12 protein-coding genes and 1 pseudogene are annotated in these 19397 nt (G+C 64.1%); 5 read left to right on the top strand and 8 right to left on the bottom strand.

The window, feature by feature from the left end:
- Positions 1-17 precede the first annotated feature (17 nt).
- From F4U95_RS01250 to F4U95_RS01240, 3 genes are read right to left on the bottom strand one after another with little or no spacing between them, the layout of a single operon-like run.
- Positions 18-1535, bottom strand: a complete 1518-nt coding sequence (locus tag F4U95_RS01250; protein ID WP_120253182.1) for a glycoside hydrolase family 27 protein — start codon at positions 1533-1535, stop codon at positions 18-20.
- A gap of 55 nt (positions 1536-1590) precedes the next feature.
- Positions 1591-3006, bottom strand: coding sequence for an amino acid permease (locus F4U95_RS01245; RefSeq protein ID WP_120253181.1), 1416 nt, complete (start codon positions 3004-3006; stop codon positions 1591-1593).
- Between the two features lie 19 nt (positions 3007-3025).
- A complete protein-coding gene (locus F4U95_RS01240) occupies positions 3026-3682 on the bottom strand; it encodes a GntR family transcriptional regulator (RefSeq protein WP_120253180.1) in 657 nt (218 codons plus the stop codon).
- A 268-nt stretch (positions 3683-3950) separates the two neighbouring features.
- Here F4U95_RS01240 and F4U95_RS01235 point away from each other — a divergent pair, with 268 nt between their 5' ends.
- Both F4U95_RS01235 and F4U95_RS01230 read left to right on the top strand, forming a co-directional pair.
- On the top strand, positions 3951-5171 hold the full coding sequence (locus tag F4U95_RS01235) for an NAD(P)/FAD-dependent oxidoreductase (RefSeq protein ID WP_120253179.1): 1221 nt from the start codon (positions 3951-3953) through the stop codon (positions 5169-5171).
- A gap of 9 nt (positions 5172-5180) precedes the next feature.
- Entirely contained in the window at positions 5181-6371 is a 1191-nt protein-coding gene (locus F4U95_RS01230; protein ID WP_120253178.1) for a M24 family metallopeptidase, read from the top strand.
- On the opposite strand, the gene F4U95_RS25330 is transcribed toward F4U95_RS01230, so the two are convergent.
- From F4U95_RS25330 to F4U95_RS01210, 5 genes and pseudogenes are all read right to left on the bottom strand, one after another.
- Positions 6372-7301: an oligopeptide:H+ symporter gene (locus F4U95_RS25330; RefSeq protein WP_269462546.1), complete on the bottom strand. Its 930-nt coding sequence runs from the start codon at positions 7299-7301 to the stop codon at positions 6372-6374. It lies immediately after the preceding gene.
- Positions 7302-7374: 73 nt separating this feature from the next.
- Positions 7375-7839: pseudogene (locus F4U95_RS25325) on the bottom strand (oligopeptide:H+ symporter); the annotation flags it as partial.
- Positions 7840-7869: 30 nt separating this feature from the next.
- Positions 7870-9825 (bottom strand): Svx/AvrXca family virulence/avirulence protein, encoded by a 1956-nt coding sequence (locus tag F4U95_RS01220; RefSeq protein WP_150424395.1) that lies wholly within the window; start codon positions 9823-9825, stop codon positions 7870-7872.
- Positions 9825-12566 carry a DUF5695 domain-containing protein gene (locus F4U95_RS01215; RefSeq protein WP_150424394.1) on the bottom strand — a complete coding sequence of 914 codons (2742 nt, stop codon included), beginning with the start codon at positions 12564-12566 and terminating at the stop codon, positions 9825-9827. Before F4U95_RS01215 ends, F4U95_RS01220 begins: the two co-directional genes overlap by 1 nt.
- An 11-nt stretch (positions 12567-12577) precedes the next feature.
- Positions 12578-14941 (bottom strand): S9 family peptidase, encoded by a 2364-nt coding sequence (locus F4U95_RS01210; protein WP_120253175.1) that lies wholly within the window; start codon positions 14939-14941, stop codon positions 12578-12580.
- A gap of 159 nt (positions 14942-15100) precedes the next feature.
- On the opposite strand from F4U95_RS01210, the gene F4U95_RS01205 reads away from it, so the two are divergent.
- From F4U95_RS01205 to F4U95_RS01195, 3 genes are all read left to right on the top strand, one after another.
- Positions 15101-15853: a FadR/GntR family transcriptional regulator gene (locus F4U95_RS01205; protein WP_120253587.1), complete on the top strand. Its 753-nt coding sequence runs from the start codon at positions 15101-15103 to the stop codon at positions 15851-15853.
- A gap of 91 nt (positions 15854-15944) precedes the next feature.
- Positions 15945-18314: a glycoside hydrolase family 127 protein gene (locus F4U95_RS01200; protein WP_120253174.1), complete on the top strand. Its 2370-nt coding sequence runs from the start codon at positions 15945-15947 to the stop codon at positions 18312-18314.
- Positions 18311-19336 (top strand): Ldh family oxidoreductase, encoded by a 1026-nt coding sequence (locus F4U95_RS01195; protein WP_120253173.1) that lies wholly within the window; start codon positions 18311-18313, stop codon positions 19334-19336. The genes F4U95_RS01200 and F4U95_RS01195 overlap by 4 nt, the downstream gene beginning before the upstream one ends.
- The last annotated feature ends 61 nt before the right edge of the window (positions 19337-19397 follow it).

Here is a 19397-nt window from a genome sequence, read left to right as displayed (position 1 = left end):
CTCTCCCCCTTTGCCTGTTACCGGCCCTTCACCACGACCATCACCGCGCCATGCGCCGGCACGCTGTAGCTGCCGGGCAAAGCAGCCGTCGTCGCGCCCGACCATTGATCCTCGACCTGCGCGATTCCGGAAAGCCCGGCATCTGCCGGCGTCAGCGCCATCGTGGCGCCTTGCGTACCGCGGTTGAACAGCGCCAGCGCCACTCGCCCGTCAGCAAGCGGCTTGGCCCATATTTCCAGAGCGCCCTGCTTGCGCACGGCCTTCCCCTGTACGCCGCGCGCATCCTGGTCGATCGCGATGATGCGGCGGTTGGTCAGCATCGCCAGCGTCGCCGCATCCGTCTCACGCAGATCATGCCCCATCATCAGCGGCGCGGCGGACATGGCCCACAGCGTCATATGGGTGCGATATTCGTCCGCACTCATCCCGCCATTGCCGATTTCCAGCATGTCTGGGTCGTTCCAGCCATGCGGGCCGGCATGGGCGGCGTCGCCATTCTTGTCGAAACCGATCTTGGCCATCGTCTCATAATCGTCGGTGATGTCGCCGGTCGTGCGCCACAATTGTCCACCGACATCGCGGCCCCAACTGCCGACGTCGAAGCGGCCATATTCGCACAGGGAAAAGATCATCTCTCGCCCGGTCGCCTGCAAGGCTGCACCCATTTCATGATAGCTGCGCTTGACCGTATCGGCGTCGGCATAGAACCATTCGCCCGAACACAGATCATATTTCAGATAGTCGAAACCCCAGTCGGCAAAGCTTTTCGCATCCTGCGCGACATGGCCATAGCTGCCTTCATAGCCGGCGCAGGTGCGCGGCCCTTGCGAGCTGTAGATGCCGATCTTCAGCCCCTTGGCATGGACATAATCGGTCAGCGCCTTCATGTCCGGAAACTTCTCATTGGGTTGCAACACGCCATTGGCGTCACGTTTGCCCTGCCAGCCATCGTCGATATTGATGTAGGTATAGCCCGCATCGCGCAGCCCGCTCGATACCATCGCGTCCGCCATGGCGCGCACCGTCTTGTCGTCGATATGTTCGGCGAACTTGTTCCAACTGCTCCAGCCCATGGGCGGCGTGGCGGCCAGCTTGCTGGGGATGGCCTGACCAAGCGGCGGCAGCGCGGCAAATTTGAAGGCGCGCACCTTGGCATCCTTGGCCGTGCCACGATAGCCGTCGATCGCGATCGCGCTTTCCCATATCTGCCCTTCCAGATGCGGCTTGCCGTCTTTCAGGCTGACGCTCCAGTTGCGGGTCGGATGATCGCGATCGTTGATGTTGCGCGCCTCGAACAGCAGCTTGCCGTCCTCGACCCGCGGGTTCATCATCTCGACCGGGCCGTACCATAGGGTGGTGACGCGGCCCTCTATCTTCGCGTCCTTGCTCTTGACCTCCATCATGGTGACGCCCGGCGTGGGCGGGGCCTTGTCGAACAGCCATATGCCATCAAACGGGGTTTTGGCGGAAGCGGGACTGGCGATGCAAAGGGTGGCGGTGGCAAGGGCAGTGGCAGCAAAAAGGGCGCGCGTCATCGCGATCTCCTCGTTGGATCAATGAAAAACGACAATGGAAAAGAGGATGTGGCCGTCAGGCGGCAGCCGCATCCTGTCGAGCGCCGCTCCGGCTGCGGCTGTAGAGATAATAGAAGAGCAGACCGATGACATTCCACGCGCCGAAGCGGATCAGCGTGGATTCTGGCAGGCTGAACAGCAGATAGGCGCAGCCCAGGATCGTCAGCGTGCCGACGACATAGGGTTGCGGGCAACGGAACAGGCGCGGCAGTTCGGGCGACCGGCGGCGCAGGATCATCAGGCAGGCGCCCACCGCCATGAAGGCGATCAGCGTGCCGGCATTGGCCAGTTCGGCAATCTCGTCCAGGCGGAATATGCCGGCGACCAATGCGATCGACACGCCGGTAATCAGCGTGATGCGGGTCGGCGCGCCGGTGCGCGGGCTGATCTTCGCCAGGCTGCGCGGCAGAAGGCCGTCGCGGGCCATCACGAAGAAGACGCGGCTCTGGCCATACATCATCACCAGGATGACCGAAGGCAAAGCGATGACGGCGGCGAGCGCGATCAGATGTGCGGCGACCGGCTGACCCAGCTGGCGCAGCACCAGCGCCAGCGGTTCGGGCGAATTGGCCAGCTGCTGGAAGGGGAGGGCGCCTACGGCGGCAACCGCCACGCCCATATAGATGACGGTGCACACCAGCATCGACCCGATGATGCCGATGGTCAGGTCACGGCCCGGATTCTTCGCTTCCTCCGCCGACGTGGCGACCGCGTCGAAACCGTAGAAGGCGAAGAAGACGATCGCCGCCGCCGCCATCACGCCGCGCTTCTCGCCGCCGATTTCCGTGCTGGCAAAGCCATAGGGCATGAAGGGTTCGAGGTTGGTGGAATGGAAGGCGGGCAGGGCCATGGCGACGAAGATAGACAGCGCCACCAGTTTGATGATGACCAGGATGATGTTGAGCGTCGCGCTTTCACGGGTGCCGGCGATCAGCATCCCCATTACCGCCAGCGCCACCATCACGGCGGGCAGGTTGATGATGCCGCCGCCATGCGGTCCCACCAGCAGCATCGCGGGTAGATGGATGCCCGCCGATTGCAGCCAGCCGACCAGATAGCCGGACCAGCCGACCGCCACGGTCGAACAGGCCAGCGAATATTCCAGGATCAGGCTCCAGCCCACGACCCAGGCGATCGTTTCGCCCATCGCGGCATAGCTGAACGTATAGGCGCTGCCCGCCGCCGGGATCAGGGTCGCCATTTCGGCATAGGCGAGCGCCGCGCAGGCGCAGACCGCGCCGGCGATGGCGAAGGCCAGGATGACGGCGGGGCCGGCACGTTCGGCACCCACGCCGGTCAGCGTATAGATGCCCGTGCCCACGATCGCGCCGACGCCCAGTGCGATCAGGTGCGGCCAGCTTAACGTCTTGGCCAGACTATGCCCGGACTCGCGCCTGGCGAGTGACTCGATGGATTTGCGTGGTCCGAGCATGAAGTCCCCTTTTATACGATCATTGCGTGTGACTGGCGGCGAATTGCCCGCGCAGGTCATCCAGTGTGCTGGAGATATGGCTGGTCAGCAGCGCCTGCACTTCGTCGGCATTGCCGGCGAGCCAGGCGTCAAGCAGCGCCTGATGCTCCAGATGGGCGCGGTCGCCACGGCCGGCCGGCGCCAGATGCGCCAACACATAGCGTTCCGCCAGAACCTCGAGCCGTTCGACCAGTTGCGTCGTCAACAGCCGCCCGCCCGGACGCACCAGCGCGACATGAAACTCCCGGTTTCGCACGGCAACGGCGTTCAGATCGTCGTTGGCGGCCGCGTCCAGCAGCTTGAAGGCATTGATCGCCGCCTGCTTGTCGTCATCGGTCGATCGCGTGCAGGAAAAGGCGGCGGCAACGGGTTCGGTCGCCAGGCGCAGCAGATAGATTTCCTCCGCCTGATCGGCCGACATGGGGCGCACGAACCAGCCGCGATTGGCCTGGCTGGTCAGCAATCCTTCATGCTCCAACCGCGCCAACGCTTCGCGCAGCGGGATCTTGCTGACACCGAGTTCGGCCGCAAGGGCATCCTGCCGCACCGGCTCGCGGTCGGGCAGCTTCCCTTCGATGATCCGTTCCCGGATCACTTCGAAAATACGTTCGGAAAGCGTGCGGACGACGATGGTCACCTGTCTGTCTCCATATAGGTCGCTGCGACGCAAGAAAATCGCGTCGCGACTAGACCGTATATGGTAGATAATTGCCTATTGCACTGCAAAAGCGCGCTTGTTGTCGGTCTGTCCAATAATGTCACAACTTCCCCATGCGACGCGGACTGAGCCGGCCAGATGTTGGAGGGATGACGAAATCGGGTCATGATCGGCTTGGGCCTTGTGCGCTATCTGCTCTGTCGATATACCGTATACGATATTGAAGAGGCGATGCAATGGAGTTTTTGTGGGGCGCATAGCGATAGTCGGCGGCGGCGCGGTGGGATTGTCCACGGGCCTGGCCCTGCTGGACGCCGGACAGTCGGTGCTGTTGGTCGATGACGATGTGGACGGGCAGGCTGCGTCCTGGGGCAATGCCGGTCATATTGCCGTGGAACAGGTCGAGCCGCTGGCCTCGCTCGCGCTGTTGCGCAGCGTCCCGCGCCGCCTGTTCTGGCGCGGTGGCGCGCTGGACTTTCCGTTGTCGGCCATCGGCGCCTGGTTGCCTTTCGGCCTGCGGCTGATGGCCGCGGCACAACCGGTGCGCTTTCGCCACGGGCGCGATGCGCTGCGCGGGCTGCTGGCCCAGGCGATGCCGGCCTGGGACGCGCTGGTGCATCGGATCGGCCAACCCGACCTGCTGCGGCAGGATGGGCATTATGTGCTGTGGCATAGCGCGCAATCCGCCAGGGCCGGGCGCGCCGGCTGGGCCGCCGCCGATACCGGCACGGCGCAGGTGCATGACGCCACTTTAGGGGAACTGGCGCAGCTCTCTCGTCTGACCAGTGAACCGATGGCGGGCGCGATCCGCTTTTCGGGCAGCGGCCAGATTGCGGACCTCTCTGCCCTTCGCCTCGCCCTGCGCGCCGCATTCGTTGCGCAGGGCGGCGAGGTCGTCGGGCGCAGTGCGACTTTGCAGCGCGTCGGCAACCGGATCGAAGTGCCGGGCATCGTAGCGGATAGCGTCATCCTCTGCGCCGGCGTCCGCTCCCGCCCGCTGATGGAGGCGTTGGGGCACAAGGTACCGATGATCGCGGAGCGCGGCTATCATATCCGCGCCGATGCGGCCGACTGGCCCGCCGACTTGCCGCCGGTCGTGTTCGAGGATCGCTCGATGATCGTCACCCGCTATCGCGACTGCGTGCAGGCAGCGAGCTTCGTCGAACTGGGTCGCGTCGATGCGCCCGCCGATCCGCGCAAATGGGATCGGCTGGAACGGCATGTGGCGGAACTGGGCCTGCCGATCCGTGGCCCTTTCACCCGCTGGATGGGGTGCCGCCCGACCCTGCCGGACTATCTGCCCGCCATCGGTCGTTCGGACCGGGCGAACAATCTCTTTTATGCCTTTGGGCATCAGCATCTGGGGCTTACACTGGCGCCCATCACGGCACAGATCATGGCGGGGCTGGTTACGGACAAGGCGTCAAAGCTGTCCAACTCGTTGTTCGACATTCGGCGTTTCGCATAAGGATATGATATGATTGGTGGATCAACCGCGCAGGTCGAACTGGATCGCTTGCACCCCTGGGCCGAGAGCGCGGCCCCCATCGCGGCCGACGAACGTCTGGCCCGCATCGCCAAGGCGCAGGCGCTGGCCGATGGCATCGGCGCGCAGGCGTTGCTGGTCAATGCCGGCGCATCGCTGCGCTATTTCTCGGCCGTGCCCTGGGGACAAAGCGAGCGGCTGGTGGCGATGTTGCTGTTGCCAGGCCGTGAACCGATCATCATCTGCCCCCATTTCGAGATCGGCACGCTGGAGGCGGACTTGGCCATCGCGGCCGACATCCGATCCTGGCAGGAGGATGAAGACCCGGTCGCACTGGTGGTCGATGCACTGGCGGAAGCTGGCGTGCGGACCGTGGCGGTCGACCCCGAATTGCCCTTCCATTTTGCCGAGCGGCTCCGTGCTGCGACGTCGGCCGTTCTGGTCGATGCGACGCCGATCATCAGCGGATGCCGCATGGTCAAGTCCGCCGCCGAACTGGCGCTGATGCAGCAGGCCAAGGCGATGACGCTTTCCGTCCATGCGGCCGCTGCGCGCATCCTGCGCCCGGGCATCCGCGCCAGCGAAGTGACGCGTTTTATCGACGAAGCGCACCGCCGGCAGGGCGCGAAGGGTTCCAGCTTCTGCATCGTCCAGTTCGGCGAGGCGACCGCCTATCCCCACGGCTTGCCCGGCGACCGCGCGCTGGAGGAGGGGCAGTTGGTGCTGATCGACACCGGCTGCACGATCCAGGGCTATCATTCCGACATCACCCGCACCTATGCGTTTGGCGCGGTGGACGATCAGGCGCGCGATATCTGGGCACTGGAAAAGGCAGCGCAGCAGGCGGCGTTCGACGCGGTCGTGCCCGGCGCACCGTGCGAAAGCGTGGACGCGGCGGCGCGCGCCGTGTTGGAGAAAGCAGGGCTTGGGCCGGACTATCGCCTGCCCGGCCTGCCGCACCGCACCGGTCATGGCATCGGCCTGTCGATCCATGAACCCGCCTATCTGGTGCGCGGCGACAAGACGCCGCTGGCGCCGGGCATGTGCTTTTCCAACGAGCCGATGATCGTCGTGCCGCAGCGTTTCGGCATAAGGCTGGAGGATCATTTCCATGTCACCGAAAGCGGTGCGCAGTGGTTCACCCAGCCGCAGGTGGCGATTGATCGGCCTTTTGCCGAATGATTATCGGGTGGTGGGGCGCAGCCATCGCTGCGCCCCGACATTGACCACCAGCACCGCCACGCCGATCGCCGCGGCGACCAGGCCGATCCGCAGATAGGCGTCCAGGATGATAGTGCGGTCGCCACCATTGGCGCCGCCGCCCATCGCCTCGATCACCGATGCGATCACGCCGGCGCTGAAATTGCCTGCTGCGGTCGCGAGGAACCATGTGCCCATCAGGAAGCTGAGCATATGGCGCGGGGCGAAGCGCGACATGGCGGAGAGGCCGACGGGGGAGAGGCACATTTCCCCGATCGCGTGGCAGAGGAAGAGCAGGAAGATGAAGGCCAGCGGCACCTTCTGGTCCGCCGGCACCCATTGCGCCAGCGCCATCAGCACGAAGCCGCCGCCGACCATGATGATGCCGAAGGCGAAGCTGCTGATCGGCGTAGGCATCCGGCCGGCCTTGGCAAGGCGCAACCACAGCGCGGCGAAGGGCAGGGCGATCAGGCAGACGAAGAAGGGCGGCAGTGCCTGGAATACGGATGCCGGCACTTCATGGCCCAAGATCATGCGGTTCACATGATGGTCGATGAAGAGGCTGAGTGACGAGCCGCTTTGTTCATACAGGCCCCAGAAAACCGGCTGGATCACGATCAGCGCCAGCGCGTAGAGCAGCTTGCGCCGTTCTTCGCCCACCAGTCGGGCGAGCGCGATCCAGACCAGCAGCAGGCCGACAAGTAAGCCGCCGACCGCCAGCAGCGTGCCGGTCAGCTTGGGCGATATCAGCAGCAGCCAACTAAGCAGGGTCAGTGGCAGCGTGAGGCCATAGATCAGCCATTCGCGCTTGATGCCAAGGATGGGTTGCGCCAGCGCGGCCGGATCGGGCGCTTCGCCGCCGCCCAGAAGATGGCGCTTCCCGCGCGCGAAGACGACGACGCCCGCGATCATGCCGATCGCTGCTGCGCCAAAGCCATAGCCCCACCCCTAAAGTCTCGCCCAGCAGGCCGCAGATGACCGGGCCGATCGCACCGCCCAGATTGATGCCCATGTAGAAGAGCGTGTAGGCGCTGTCCCGGCGCGGATCATGGGCGGCGTAGAGCTTGCCCACCAGCGCCGAAATATTGGCCTTGAGGAAGCCGGTGCCGACCACAATCAGCGACAGGCCGATCCAGAAGACCGCCTGTGCCGAGGCGCCCAGCGAATCCTCCAGCCCGAGGGTGATGTGGCCGCTGGCGATCACCAGCCCGCCGAACAGCACCGCCTTGCGCTGGCCCAGCCAGCGGTCGGCGAGATAACCGCCGATCATGGGGGAGAGGAAAACCAGCGCCAGATAGGAGCCGTAGAGCAGGCCCGATTGCTCACCCGAATAGAGGAAATGGCGCGTGAGGTAGAAGATCAGCAGCGCGCGCATGCCGTAGAAGGAAAAGCGTTCCCATAATTCGGTGAAGAAGAGGACGTAGAGGCCCTTGGGATGGCCCCAGAGCATTTCGGCTTCCGGCTGGGTGGTCGTCATGCGTCAGGGGATCCAGCGATAATCGGGTTTGGCGGTGACTTCGGGCACGGGGGCGGTCAGGTCCGCGCCACGTTTGGGGTCTTTGGCCGCGTCCTGATCGACGAAGCCGTAGGAGACGCCCTTGTCGAACTGGCCGCCGCGATGTTCGACATCGCCGATCGTTTGCGCGGCGCCGGACAGAATGATCCCTTTCTCATATTCGCCGATGCCCAGCATGGACGTCGCCGCGCGGGCATGGCCGCGCACTATGGTGTCGCCGCGCAGGACGGTGAGGCCAGCGATGACAGCGTCATCGCGTAGCTGCGCCTGTCCTGAAACGACGGCATGATCCTCGACCCGCGCCCGGTCGGCGACGGTGCCGGACAGGACGCGGGCATAGGGGCCGGCATAGGCGGTGGCGGCGACCTTTGCGTCCGGACCGACCCAGCCGCCGCCATTGGGATGCCGATGGCCGCCGGTTATGGGGGCGGGGGCATCGGGTCGGGCGCCGTCCAGTTCGACCATCCAGGGATAGCGGTAGATGGAATAATAGGGCTGGTCCCAGCGGATTTTCTGCATCTGGGACGGGGTGCCCATGACGACGAGATAGAGGCCCTTGTCATCGGGGCGGATGGCGATGGCCGTCTGCGCGCGGGCGCCGCGTTGGAGTGGGCTGTAGCGGCTCTTGCCGTCCGTGCCGACCGCGACCACGCCCCAGCGCCAGTCGGAGGCGGGCGGCGGGATGGTGTCGGGTTCGTCGGCGAGGCCGGGGAGCTTCGTCACAGCCGACGCCTGTTGCACGATGCCGCGAAAGGTGACGCTGACGCGGCTTTGTCCGGCGTCGGGGTTCAACTTGACGATATTATAGCCCCAGCGCTGTGGCGCCCACATTTCCGGCACGGCATAGCGGCGCTTGTCCGTGTCGATCGGGTCCAGCACGGTCGCGGCCAATATGTTCGGGCCGGTAGTCTGGTCGTAACCACCATAGCTTTTGCGATAGGCGGCGCCATTGGTATAGTCCCAGTTGGCGTTGTGCAGCGCCCAGTCGCCGAAGGCGTCGTTCAGTTGGTCCTGCGTCCAGCCCATGTTCGACCGGAGGACGGTGAAGGGATCGGCGGTCAGGCGGGCGGGGTCGTCCTTGCCCGGCGCATTGCGCCACAGGGCGTTGACGGCATCATAGCCGTGCCGGTCTTTCAGATATTCGAACCATTGCCAGTTGCAGTAGCGCGAGCGGGTGGAGCCATAATAGAGGTGCGGATATTGTTTGAGCAGCACCGAACAATGGGTGTTGTCGCGAAATTCGGGCAACTGAGTTGTCATCCAGTTGGCATGACTTTCGAACATCCAGCCGGTATAAGGCGAGTCCATCAGCCGGCCGGTCGCGGCCTGCAAGGCGTGGGTCAGTTCATGGGCGAGGCCGAACCGATCCTTCAGCGCGCCCGGCCCGATCCACATGCCCATATGGCCGAGTGAATCCGTGCCGCCGGTCAGGCCATAATCGACGCCGATATAGGCATTGACCTTCAGCTTGGCAGCGTCGCCGCAATGGGGCTGGGGAAAGCCCAAAGTATCGATGAAATAGGACCAGACATATTCCAGATGGGCGGCCGCCGCCTTGGCATCGGCGGGATCGACCGTGCCGGGCTTCCAGTGGAAGGCGACATGGGCGCTTTCCATCTGGAGCGGCAGCGCGCCGTTGATTGCGTCGCCCGGATCGGTCGCAGCGACGGCCCAATTGCTAGCGGCGCAAGTAGGATTGGCTGCGCTTAACTTCGCATGTTTGTCGCTGATCTTGGCATTGTGTTGCGCCGGGTTGATCCTATCGGAAAGTGCCGCGCCACAATTGGCATGTGCGAGTATAGCAGCGGGACCGCCGATAGGACAGCGATCCACAGCCGGCCGGGGCAGGGCAGTCAGCGCCGCGCCCCCCAACGTCAGACCTGCGGCCGAAGCGAGGAGGGCGGTGCGGCGCAGCAGCATCAGCGCGGCGTCAGCGTGACGCGGGTGGTGGTGGCGCTGAGCGGGATGGCATAGCCGCCGCGATCAGCCGTTGCGCCGCCCAACGCATAAGGCTTGCCGTCCTTGGTCGTCGTTTCGAACAGCAGGCGCGCCTTGCTCGTCGCCGCGTCGGCGGGGTCGAGCGTCAGCACGACCTGACCCGACATGCCGTCATAATCGGCGCTGGCGATACGGCCTGCTTCCAGCGTGATCCACAGGCCCGCCGGAGCAATGAACAGGCGGCGGCGCGCACCATCCTGCGGCACGATATGGACCTTGCCGGCATCATCCGTCACCTTGCCGCCGAAGCCGAGCCAACCCAGATCCTTGTCCTTCACCGCATAGGTGGCCGACGCGATCGCATGGCCGTAAAAGCCCATGCCATAATCGCCGCTGATCGCATCCCACTTCATCATGTCGGGCCAGCTGTGGAAGGCGGCGGATCCAAAGCCCTGCTGGTCGATATTGGTGATGCCGCCCATCATGCCGCCATAGGCGACGCGCAACAGGTGCAGGTCGTCCGGGTTCTGGCGATAGGCGTCGAACAAAGGTACGGCGTTGAGCGCAGACCCATAATGGTGAATTTGCCGCTCGATCCGCGACACCTTTCCGCCATAGAGGAAGTCCCAATAACGGCGGGCATTGCCGTTATAGCCCCAGCTGGGGATGGTCGGATCATAGCCAAGGATTACCTCCTTGGTTACATCGGCCTGCGGCTGATAGCCGAAATAGCGCATCCAGGCATAGACTTCGGGCTGGCCGGTCGAATCCCACGCCATTTCGCTGCCGAACGGATATTTGAGCGTGCGCCAATGATCGGCGCGGCCTTTCATCAGTTGCTCCATTTCGGTGGCTTGCGCGGTCAGGCCCTCGCGCTTCAGATCCTTGAGGATGTCGAGGAAAATGTCGCCTTCCATCTGACCGAACTGCGCGTAATAGGGTGCGTCGCGCATCATAGCGACGGACGTGCGATAGGCCCAGTCGAGATAGAAGCGCCAGTCATGCTGCTTCACCAGACCCTGATTGTCGCGCGCGAGGCGATAGAGCACCCAATGGCCGATCGCGACATGGGGGTAGTTGTAGGAGCGGCCGAGATCGTCCGAATCCTTTTTCGACCAAGCGGTCCAATTCTTCCAGTTGATCGCCGGGTCATAATAGTCCGGGAACTCCTTGGGGTCGTAATAGAAGAGGCTCTTCTTGACCGCGCCGGCCTGTGCCCCTTCCGCGACCTGGAGATGGCCGATCACCGTTTCGTTGACCAGTCGCTCCAGCTTGGCGACTTCCTCTGCGTTCGGATTGTCGAGCTGCTTGATCGCGGCGGCGACCCAGCTGCCCGCGCCGCCCTCGTCGCTCATCCCCGACACCCAGACGCGGCCGTCCTGCGTCAGGATCTTATTCTCTTCCCGGTCATAGGAGAGGATAGCGGGCGAGCGGTGGAAGGGATCGTCCTTGCCCTCGAACCACTGATTGGTGGTGGTGAAATGGCCGATATCGGCCATCACCTGCTCCAGCGGCTTGGTGATATAATAGCTGACGGTCTGAGCCTGCCCGTCGGCATAGGTGACGGTCAGGCGCGCCTGACCCCAGCCGGAAGCCTTCAAATCATAGCGCGCCGATCCGGCGCTGCTTTCGACCGGGGTGGCGGTCAGGGCGCCGACCGGGAAGCTCTCGATCTTTGCGACCGGGCTGGCGGATTTGAGGTAGAGGCTGGCCGACTGGTCGGTGGGCACGACATAGCCGGGTATGCCGACCGCGACCGGGCGCTTGTTGGCGACCAGCGTATCCTCGATCGCGCGGATCGAAGGCGCGGTGACGAAGCGCAGGCCGATGGTGCGGCTCTGGCCGGGCGCAAGTATGATGCTGGTCGCGTCATTCCATTGGGGGCCGGCCTTGGCCCATTCCTTGTTTACGAAGCCCTTGCTGGCGACGGTCCAGTCGTAAAAGCCTTCCGATACCTGCGTGCGCGGGCTGCGGTCGGTGAAGATATCGTCCTTGGGCGCGGCGCGGGCTTCGAGGACCGGGCGATAGGCCTCCAGCGGGGTGTTCTTCTCGGGCAGGACGAGCAGCGCCGGACCCTGACCATTGAGGCGCGTCACCTGTAAATAGCCGGCGTCGCGGCCGATATAGGGATCGACGAAGCTGGCCTGCGCATGCGCCTGATCCAGATCCCGGTCGAGAATGATATTGTCGAACACCATCGGCATGCCGAGCGCGCCGATTTCGACCGGAGCATTGCTGCTGTTGACCAAAGTGAAGCGCAGGGCCAGCACGCCATCGTCATTGACCCATTGGCGTTCGACACGCAGCGGGATGCCCGCGCCCATCGACGCGCTGATGTCGGCGGCGGCCAGCACATCGCCGCGGGCGACCAGCTTGACGATGGGCTTGCGGGCATGGGCGGAGGAATAATCCTGCCATGCGCCATCGCCGCTTTTCAGGCGGATGTGGATGTCGCCGATATGGACATAGCCGTCACCTGCCCGTTCCGCTTCGCGGGCCGCGGGGACATAGTCGAACGCGGCATCGCCGCTGGGCGAGAGATGCGCCAGCGTCTGCGTATCGGTGCGCAGCGCCAGGTCGAAAGTCGGCGTCTTGAACGCCGTCTTCGCGATGGGCGGGAAGATTTTCTTGGCGGGCTGGGCCTCGGCGAAGGCGGCCTGCGCCGGGATCATCGCGGGCACCGACGCCAGCAGCAGCGCGATCAGGGGAAGCTTTTTGATCATGGTCGTCCTCGTCATTTCGCGGTGGCGGTTCGGGCGGCCTGTGGCGCCGTCAATGCCGGGGGCGTTTCGCCCAGCAGGTTGAGCGTGAAATAGTCGCGCAGCTTCTTCCAGAAGAAGGGCTGGTAGACGCGATGGGTGGTATTGGGCAGCACGACAAGGTCGACGTCGCGCCCGGCGTCCATCAAGGCTTTGGCGAGGCGGAAGCTTTCCGTCACCGGCACATTGTCGTCGATGTCGCCATGGATCAGCAGCAGCTTGCCCATCAAATTGCCCGCGACGGACATATTGCTGTTGCGTTCCCATGTGGCTTCGTCCGGATTGCCCATCGACACTTCGGGCCACCATGTCTTGTCGAGCCGCAGGTCGTGATTGCCCGAGGAGGAGACGCCGACCGTGAAGAAAGTCGGGCGGCGCAGAACGAAGCGGGCGGTGTCGTATCCGCCGGCCGATCCGCCGAACACGCCGACGCGGGTGGCATCCATATAGGGATATTTGGCAGCCATCTGTCGAATGAGGGCGATATGATCGTCCAAGCCGACTTCGCCCAGATTCTGATAGGCTGGCAGGCGGAAGGCCTGCCCGCGGCGCGACGTGCCGGTGCCGTCGATCATCACCACGATCGCGCCGATCTGCGCCACGGCATTGCCGGACACGCGATGGGCGTCGTTCCAGGTGGCCGGGACGTCGGTCGTGGTCGGGCCGGTATAGACATTGTCGATGATGGGGTAGCTGCGCTTCGTATCGAAGTTCGCCGGGCGGAAGATCATGCCATAGATGGGCGTTTTACCGTCCGCTGCGAGGCCCTGAAACGGCTCGGGCGATATGTAGCCCGCTGCGCGCAGGCGCCTGTCATCGGCGGTGGCGAGGTCCATGACGATCTTGCCGGTCTGCCCGTCGCGCAGCACGGCGCGGGTAGGGCTGGTCGGGCTGGACATCTGATCGACGATCCATTGGCCGTCGTCGGACAGGGTCGCGTCATGATCGAGCGGTTCGGGCGTCAGTTCGGTCGGATCGCCGCCGCTCATCGACACGCGATAGAGGGCGCGCCAATAGGGATTGCGCGTCTTCTCGCGGCCCACGCCGGTGACGATCAACGAGGATTTGTCCCCGGCGACATGATCGACCGACAGGACTTCCCATTCGCCCCGCGTCAGCGATTTTCCACCATCGGGCGCGTCGGGGGTGACGAGATAGAGCTGCGCCCAGCCGGACCGTTCGGAGATGGAGAGTTCTCCGCCCAAGTCCGGCGCGGGCATGATCATGCTGGATGTGACGGTGACGAGCGGCTTGACCGCCTCATGCGCGACGATGCGCGCGGCGCCGGTATCCGGATCGGCCTGATAGACGGCCTGCTGCTTATAGCCGCGTTCGGTCCACAGGATGCGCGGCTTGCCCTTGATCCAGCCCATGTCGGGCGGCGAGGGATAGAGGATGGATTCGGACGGGATCGCCAGCGGCACGATCTTCGCCTTGCCCGCCTTCATCGCCTGTTCGATGTCGATGACGAAGCGGGTCGCCTGCGGCAGTTTCTCCGCGCCGGCGAGCGGATAGACATAAGAAAAGCTGCGCGGATAAAATTCGCCCGGCGGGTTTTGCTGGGTGATGGACAGCTTCTTTACGTCGCGCGTGTCGAGCCGCCAGCTCAGCAAGTAACGGCCGTCGGGCGACCATGCGCCGGACACGGGCATGTCGGGTTCTTCGGTGCCGGCGCGCAAGATATCGGCCAATTGCGGGATGGAGCGGCCATAGGGCTGCTCGCGCGTACCGTCGGTGGTGAGGGCGACTTCCTTGCCGCTCTTGATGTCGATCGCGATCAGGTTGAAATTGCGCGCAACGATGCGGAAGCGCCCATCGGGGGAGGGGAGGGAAAGGTCCTGGGTCTTCTCCTCCATGATCCGCTCCGCCTTGCCGGCGGCGTCCAACGTCCATCGCCCGTCCAGTGCGGCAAAGCGCAGGGTTTTGGTCGCCGGGTCGTAATCGACTTCGGCGATTTTGGCGGCGTCGATATCGACCGGCTTGCCCGTCGCGGCGTTCAGCGAAGTAAGCAGCGTTGCGGTCGTCGCCACCTGCGTCTTGGCCAAGGTGGCGAGGTCGACATAGATATAGCTTTGCGCCAGCCGGTTGCCGGTGCGGTAGAGCAGACCCTTCGGCCCATCGACGAAGTGCGGGGCGGCATCGGCATTGTCGATCAGGTCGCCTAGGCTCTGGCCGTTGAACTTGTCCGACAGAGCGTAGCGCGCCGCGATGTCGGGCAAGGCCGCCGCCGCCGTGACAGGACGCGCCATGGCGGGCAGGCCGACGCCGATGGCGCAGACCCCCATGGCGCTGGAGAGAGCCAGCAGGCTGATGCTTTTCGATACAGGGAAACGGACCATGCCCACGACTGCGCGCTGCCTATCATTTCAGGAAAGAGGCCGCAGTCATGACCGTAACGAAGCATGGCGTCAATAAGATTATACGATATAAGATCGGTCTTTTCCCCACAACCTTATCCGTGTAGCGTGGGAAGATAGCGATAGGATTGGATGATCGGCATGAATGACGGGCGGTATGTTCAGGACGGCGCGATCCCTGTGCCGCCCGTCACGTCGATCGTTACCGGTCGGCTGCACCATATGGTGGCGCACCGGCTGGCGACGCAGATCGTGAGCGGCGCGCTGCCGGTCGGCCATGTCTTTGCGGCCGAAGTGGATCATGCCGAAAATTTGGGCATATCCCGATCAGTACTACGAGAGGCGTTCCGTATATTGACCGCCAAGGGGCTGGTCAGCAGCCGGCCCAAGGCGGGCACGAAAGTCAACGAGCGACGCCAATGGAGCATGCTGGACCCCGATGTCCTTGCCTGGCAGATCCAGTCGGAGCCAAGCGAGCAATTTCTGCGCGATTTGTTCGAACTGCGCATGATGGTGGAGCCGCAAGCGGCGGAGATGGCGGCGAACCGGCGCAGCGATGGTCAATTGATCGACATGGCCAATGCGCTCGACGCGATGGAGCGTTATACGCTGGCGACCGAGAAGGGGCGGGCAGCCGATCAGCGCTTCCACGGATTGCTGATGGAGGCGGCGCAGAACGAGCTGCTCTTCTCCCTGTCCAGTTCGATCATGTCGGCTATCGCCTGGACCACGGCGACCAAGCAACGGGTGCAGGAGGCGCCGCGCGATCCCATGCCGGAACATCGCGCGCTCTACAAAGAAATCGCCGCGCAGAATCCGCGCCAGGCCCAAAAGGCCATGCGCACTCTGATCGAACTGGCCTTGGCGGACATGCACGTCGCGTTGCGACGCTAAGGCATGACCGAACAAGTCGGACAATAGGGATTGACAGCATGACCCTTCGCTCTATCGTATAGTATACGATATTCGGTAGGAGTGTTTTGCAATGAAAGCCAATCGTCGCGAGTGGCTGGCAGGGGTCGCTGCCCTTGCCGTCTGCGCCGTCCCGTTCAAGGGGCTGGCCGCGATCGCGCCCCGTATTCCGTTGCGGGCCAAGCCGCTGCCGCTGACGGATGTGCGGCTGCGCCCGTCCGACTATGCGACCGCGGTGGAAGTGAACATCGCTTATCTCCTCTCGCTCAGCCCCGACCGTTTCCTGCATAATTTCCGCAAATATGCGGGGCTGGAGCCCAAGGCGCCGATCTATGGCGGCTGGGAATCCGACACCATCGCCGGCCATACGCTGGGCCATTATATCACCGCGCTGGTGCTGGGCTGGCAGCAGACGGGCAATGCCGAATGTCGCCGCCGCGCCGACTATATCGTCGATGAGCTCGCATTGTGTCAGGCGCAACGCAAGGACGGCTATATCGGCGCGCTGGGTCGCAAGACCAAGGACGGCCAGATCGTCGATGGCGAGCAGATTTTCCCCGAAGTGATGAAGGGTCAGATCAAGTCTGGCGGCTTCGACCTCAATGGCAGCTGGTCGCCGCTCTATACCGTGCACAAATATTTTGCCGGCCTGCTCGACGTCCATGGCGCCTGGGGCAATGCGAAGGCGCTGACGGTCGTGACAGGCCTGGCCGGCTATTTCGAGACGGTGTTCGCGGCGCTCAACGATGCGCAGATGCAGGAATTGCTGGGCTGCGAATATGGCGGGCTCAACGACAGCTATGCCGAGCTTTATGCCCGAACCGGCGATGCACGCTGGCTGGCGGTGGCGGAGCGTATCTATGACAAAAGGGTTCTGGATCCGCTGGTGGCGCAGGAGGACAAGCTGTCCAACTTCCACGCCAATACGCAGGTGCCCAAGCTGATCGGCCTCGCGCGCATCCACGAACTGACCGGCAAGGACGATCCGGGCCGGGCCGCGCGCTTCTTCTTCGACCGGGTGACGCAGCATCATAGCTATGTCATCGGCGGCAATGCCGATCGCGAATATTTCTTTGAACCCGATACGGTCGCGCTGCACCTGACCGAGTCCACCTGCGAACATTGCAACAGCTATAATATGCTGAAGCTGACACGGCATCTGTACGGCTGGCAACCGGATGGCGCTCTGTTCGACTATTATGAGCGCGCGCACCTCAACCATGTGATGTCCGCGCAGAATCCGGCCAATGCCGGCTTCACCTATATGACGCCGATGATGAGCGGCGCGCCGCGCGGCTATTCGCAGCCCGATGAGGACGCCTTCTGGTGCTGCGTCGGGTCCGGCATGGAAAGCCATGCGAAACATGGCGATTCCATCTATTGGGAGGGTGACGACACGCTGTTCGTCAATCTCTATATCCCGTCCGAAGCGCAGTGGAAGGCGAAGGGCGTGGGCCTGACGCTGGATACCGAATATCCGTTCAAGCCGGATATCAAGCTGACGATCGACGCGGTGAAGCAGGGGGCGTTTTCTCTCGCCCTGCGCATTCCTGGCTGGGCCAATGGCCGTTTCGGGCTGAGCGTCAATGGCGCGCCGGTGTCGGTGACGCCAGCCAATGGCTATGCGGTCGTCACGCGTCGCTGGAAGAAGGGCGATGTGGTGGCATTGAGCCTGCCGCTGGACCTGCGGCTGGAATCCGCGCCGGGCGCGCCAGACGTCGTGGCGGTGGTGCGCGGGCCGATGGTGATGGCGGCCGACCTTGGCCCGTCGGAAATGGACTGGACCGGCGTGGAACCGGCTATGGTCGGCGAAGATCCGCTGGCGGCGTTCGCACCGATCGTCTCGGATCGTCCGCGCTATCGCACGCAGAATATCATCCGCCCGGCGAACCTGGCCTTCGTGCCTTTCTACAGCCAGTATGAACGGCGCAGCGCGGTCTATTTCAAGCGCTTCTCCGAAAGCGCGTGGAAGACCGAAGAGGCGGCTTTCCTGGCCGAACAGGCGCGGCAGAAGGATCTGGCCGCCCGGTCGATCGACATCATGCATCTGGGCGAAATGCAGCCAGAGCGCGATCATGCGCTGACGTCGGAATTGAGCTATCCCGCCTCCTATCGCGGACGCAACGGGCGCGATGCGCGATCGGGCGGCTATTTCGAATTCAACATGAAGGTGAAGCCCGGCCCGCTGCTGTTGCAGGCGACCTATTGGGGTGGCGAACGCAAGCGCAGCTTCGACATCATGGTCGACAATGTGAAGCTGGCGACCCAGAGCCTGGACAATGACAAGCCGGGCAAGTTCCTGGACGTCGATTATCCGATCCCCGAGGCGCTGACCAAGGGCAAGACCAGCGTGAAGGTCCGCTTCGTTCCGCATGACCGCAGCTCGGCCGGGCCGGTGTTCGGCGTGCGCCTGTTCACCGCCAAGCCGGCGACGGCTGCATGAGTGGCATGGTGGCGATGACCCTTGCGGAGGCTGATGCGCTGGCCCGCACGGTGCTGGAGAGCCGTGGCCTCGCACCCGATCATGCGGCGGCCGTCGCCCGGACGATGGTGGCGGGCGAGCGGGACGGTTGCGCCTCGCATGGCCTGTACCGCTTGCTGGTCGCGGCCAATTCGATCGAGCGGGGCGTGGTCGTGCCCGATGCCGTGCCGGTGGTGAGCGAGCCGGCCGCCGCGCTGGTCCGCGTCGATGGCAAGGGTGGTTTTGCCCAATTGCCGTTCGAGCGCGGCCTGCCATTGCTGATCGAGAAGGCGCGCAAGTTCGGCATTGCCGCCTTGGCGCTCAATAATGTCGTGCATTTCGCTGCGCTCTGGCCGGAGGTCGAAGCGCTGACCGATGCGGGGCTGGTGGGTCTGGCCTTCACGCCCAGCCATTCGTGGGTCGCGCCGGAAGGCGGAACCAAGCCGGTGTTCGGCACCAACCCGATCGCGTTCGGCTGGCCGCGGCCGGGCGGGCATCCCTTCGTGTTCGACTTCGCCACCAGCGCGGTGGCGCGGGGCGAGATCGAACTGCATCGTCGCGCGGGCAAGACCATCCCGCCCGAATGGGGCTATGATGCCGAGGGGCATCCCTCGATCGATCCCAAGGCAGTGCTCGACGGCGCGATGCGGACGTTCGGCGGGCATAAGGGGTCTGCGCTGGCGGCGATGGTCGAACTGATCGCCGGGCCGCTGATCGGCGACATGACCAGCGCGGAGTCGATGGCGGCTGATGAGGGCCGTATGGGATCGCCGATCGGCGGCGAACTGGTGATCGCGATCGATCCGGCCGGCTTCCTGGGCGCCAGCGTCGAGGATCATCTGGGCCGGGCCGAAGAGATGTTCGGTGCGATCACCGGGCAGGGCGCGCGTCTGCCCGGATCGCGGCGCTATGTCGCGCGGGCGAAATCGGATGCGGACGGCGTGCGCATCCCGGCGCAACTCCACCAAGATATATTGGCATTGCTGGAAGGGGAAATGGCGTGACGATCTTTGGCGGCCGGACCTGGTTGCTCGCAGGCGCGGCGTTCATCAGCCTGGCGACGCC

It is taken from the genome of Sphingobium limneticum, assembly GCF_008710165.1.
Taxonomy (GTDB): Bacteria; Pseudomonadota; Alphaproteobacteria; order Sphingomonadales; family Sphingomonadaceae; genus Sphingobium; species Sphingobium limneticum.
This window is presented reverse-complemented; position numbering and strand designations above follow the sequence as displayed.

Excerpts from the sequence above, each read along its gene's own strand:
- F4U95_RS01250 (WP_120253182.1), bottom strand. The coding sequence starts at position 1,535 with ATGACGCGCGCCCTTTTTGCTGCCACTGCCCTTGCCACCGCCACCCTT.
- F4U95_RS01245 (WP_120253181.1), bottom strand. The coding sequence starts at position 3,006 with ATGCTCGGACCACGCAAATCCATCGAGTCACTCGCCAGGCGCGAGTCC.
- F4U95_RS01230 (WP_120253178.1), top strand. The coding sequence starts at position 5,181 with ATGATTGGTGGATCAACCGCGCAGGTCGAACTGGATCGCTTGCACCCC.
- F4U95_RS25330 (WP_269462546.1), bottom strand. The coding sequence starts at position 7,301 with ATGATCGCGGGCGTCGTCGTCTTCGCGCGCGGGAAGCGCCATCTTCTG.
- F4U95_RS01220 (WP_150424395.1), bottom strand. The coding sequence starts at position 9,825 with ATGCTGCTGCGCCGCACCGCCCTCCTCGCTTCGGCCGCAGGTCTGACG.
- F4U95_RS01215 (WP_150424394.1), bottom strand. The coding sequence starts at position 12,566 with ATGATCAAAAAGCTTCCCCTGATCGCGCTGCTGCTGGCGTCGGTGCCC.
- F4U95_RS01210 (WP_120253175.1), bottom strand. The coding sequence starts at position 14,941 with ATGGTCCGTTTCCCTGTATCGAAAAGCATCAGCCTGCTGGCTCTCTCC.
- F4U95_RS01205 (WP_120253587.1), top strand. The coding sequence starts at position 15,101 with ATGAATGACGGGCGGTATGTTCAGGACGGCGCGATCCCTGTGCCGCCC.
- F4U95_RS01200 (WP_120253174.1), top strand. The coding sequence starts at position 15,945 with ATGAAAGCCAATCGTCGCGAGTGGCTGGCAGGGGTCGCTGCCCTTGCC.
- F4U95_RS01195 (WP_120253173.1), top strand. The coding sequence starts at position 18,311 with ATGAGTGGCATGGTGGCGATGACCCTTGCGGAGGCTGATGCGCTGGCC.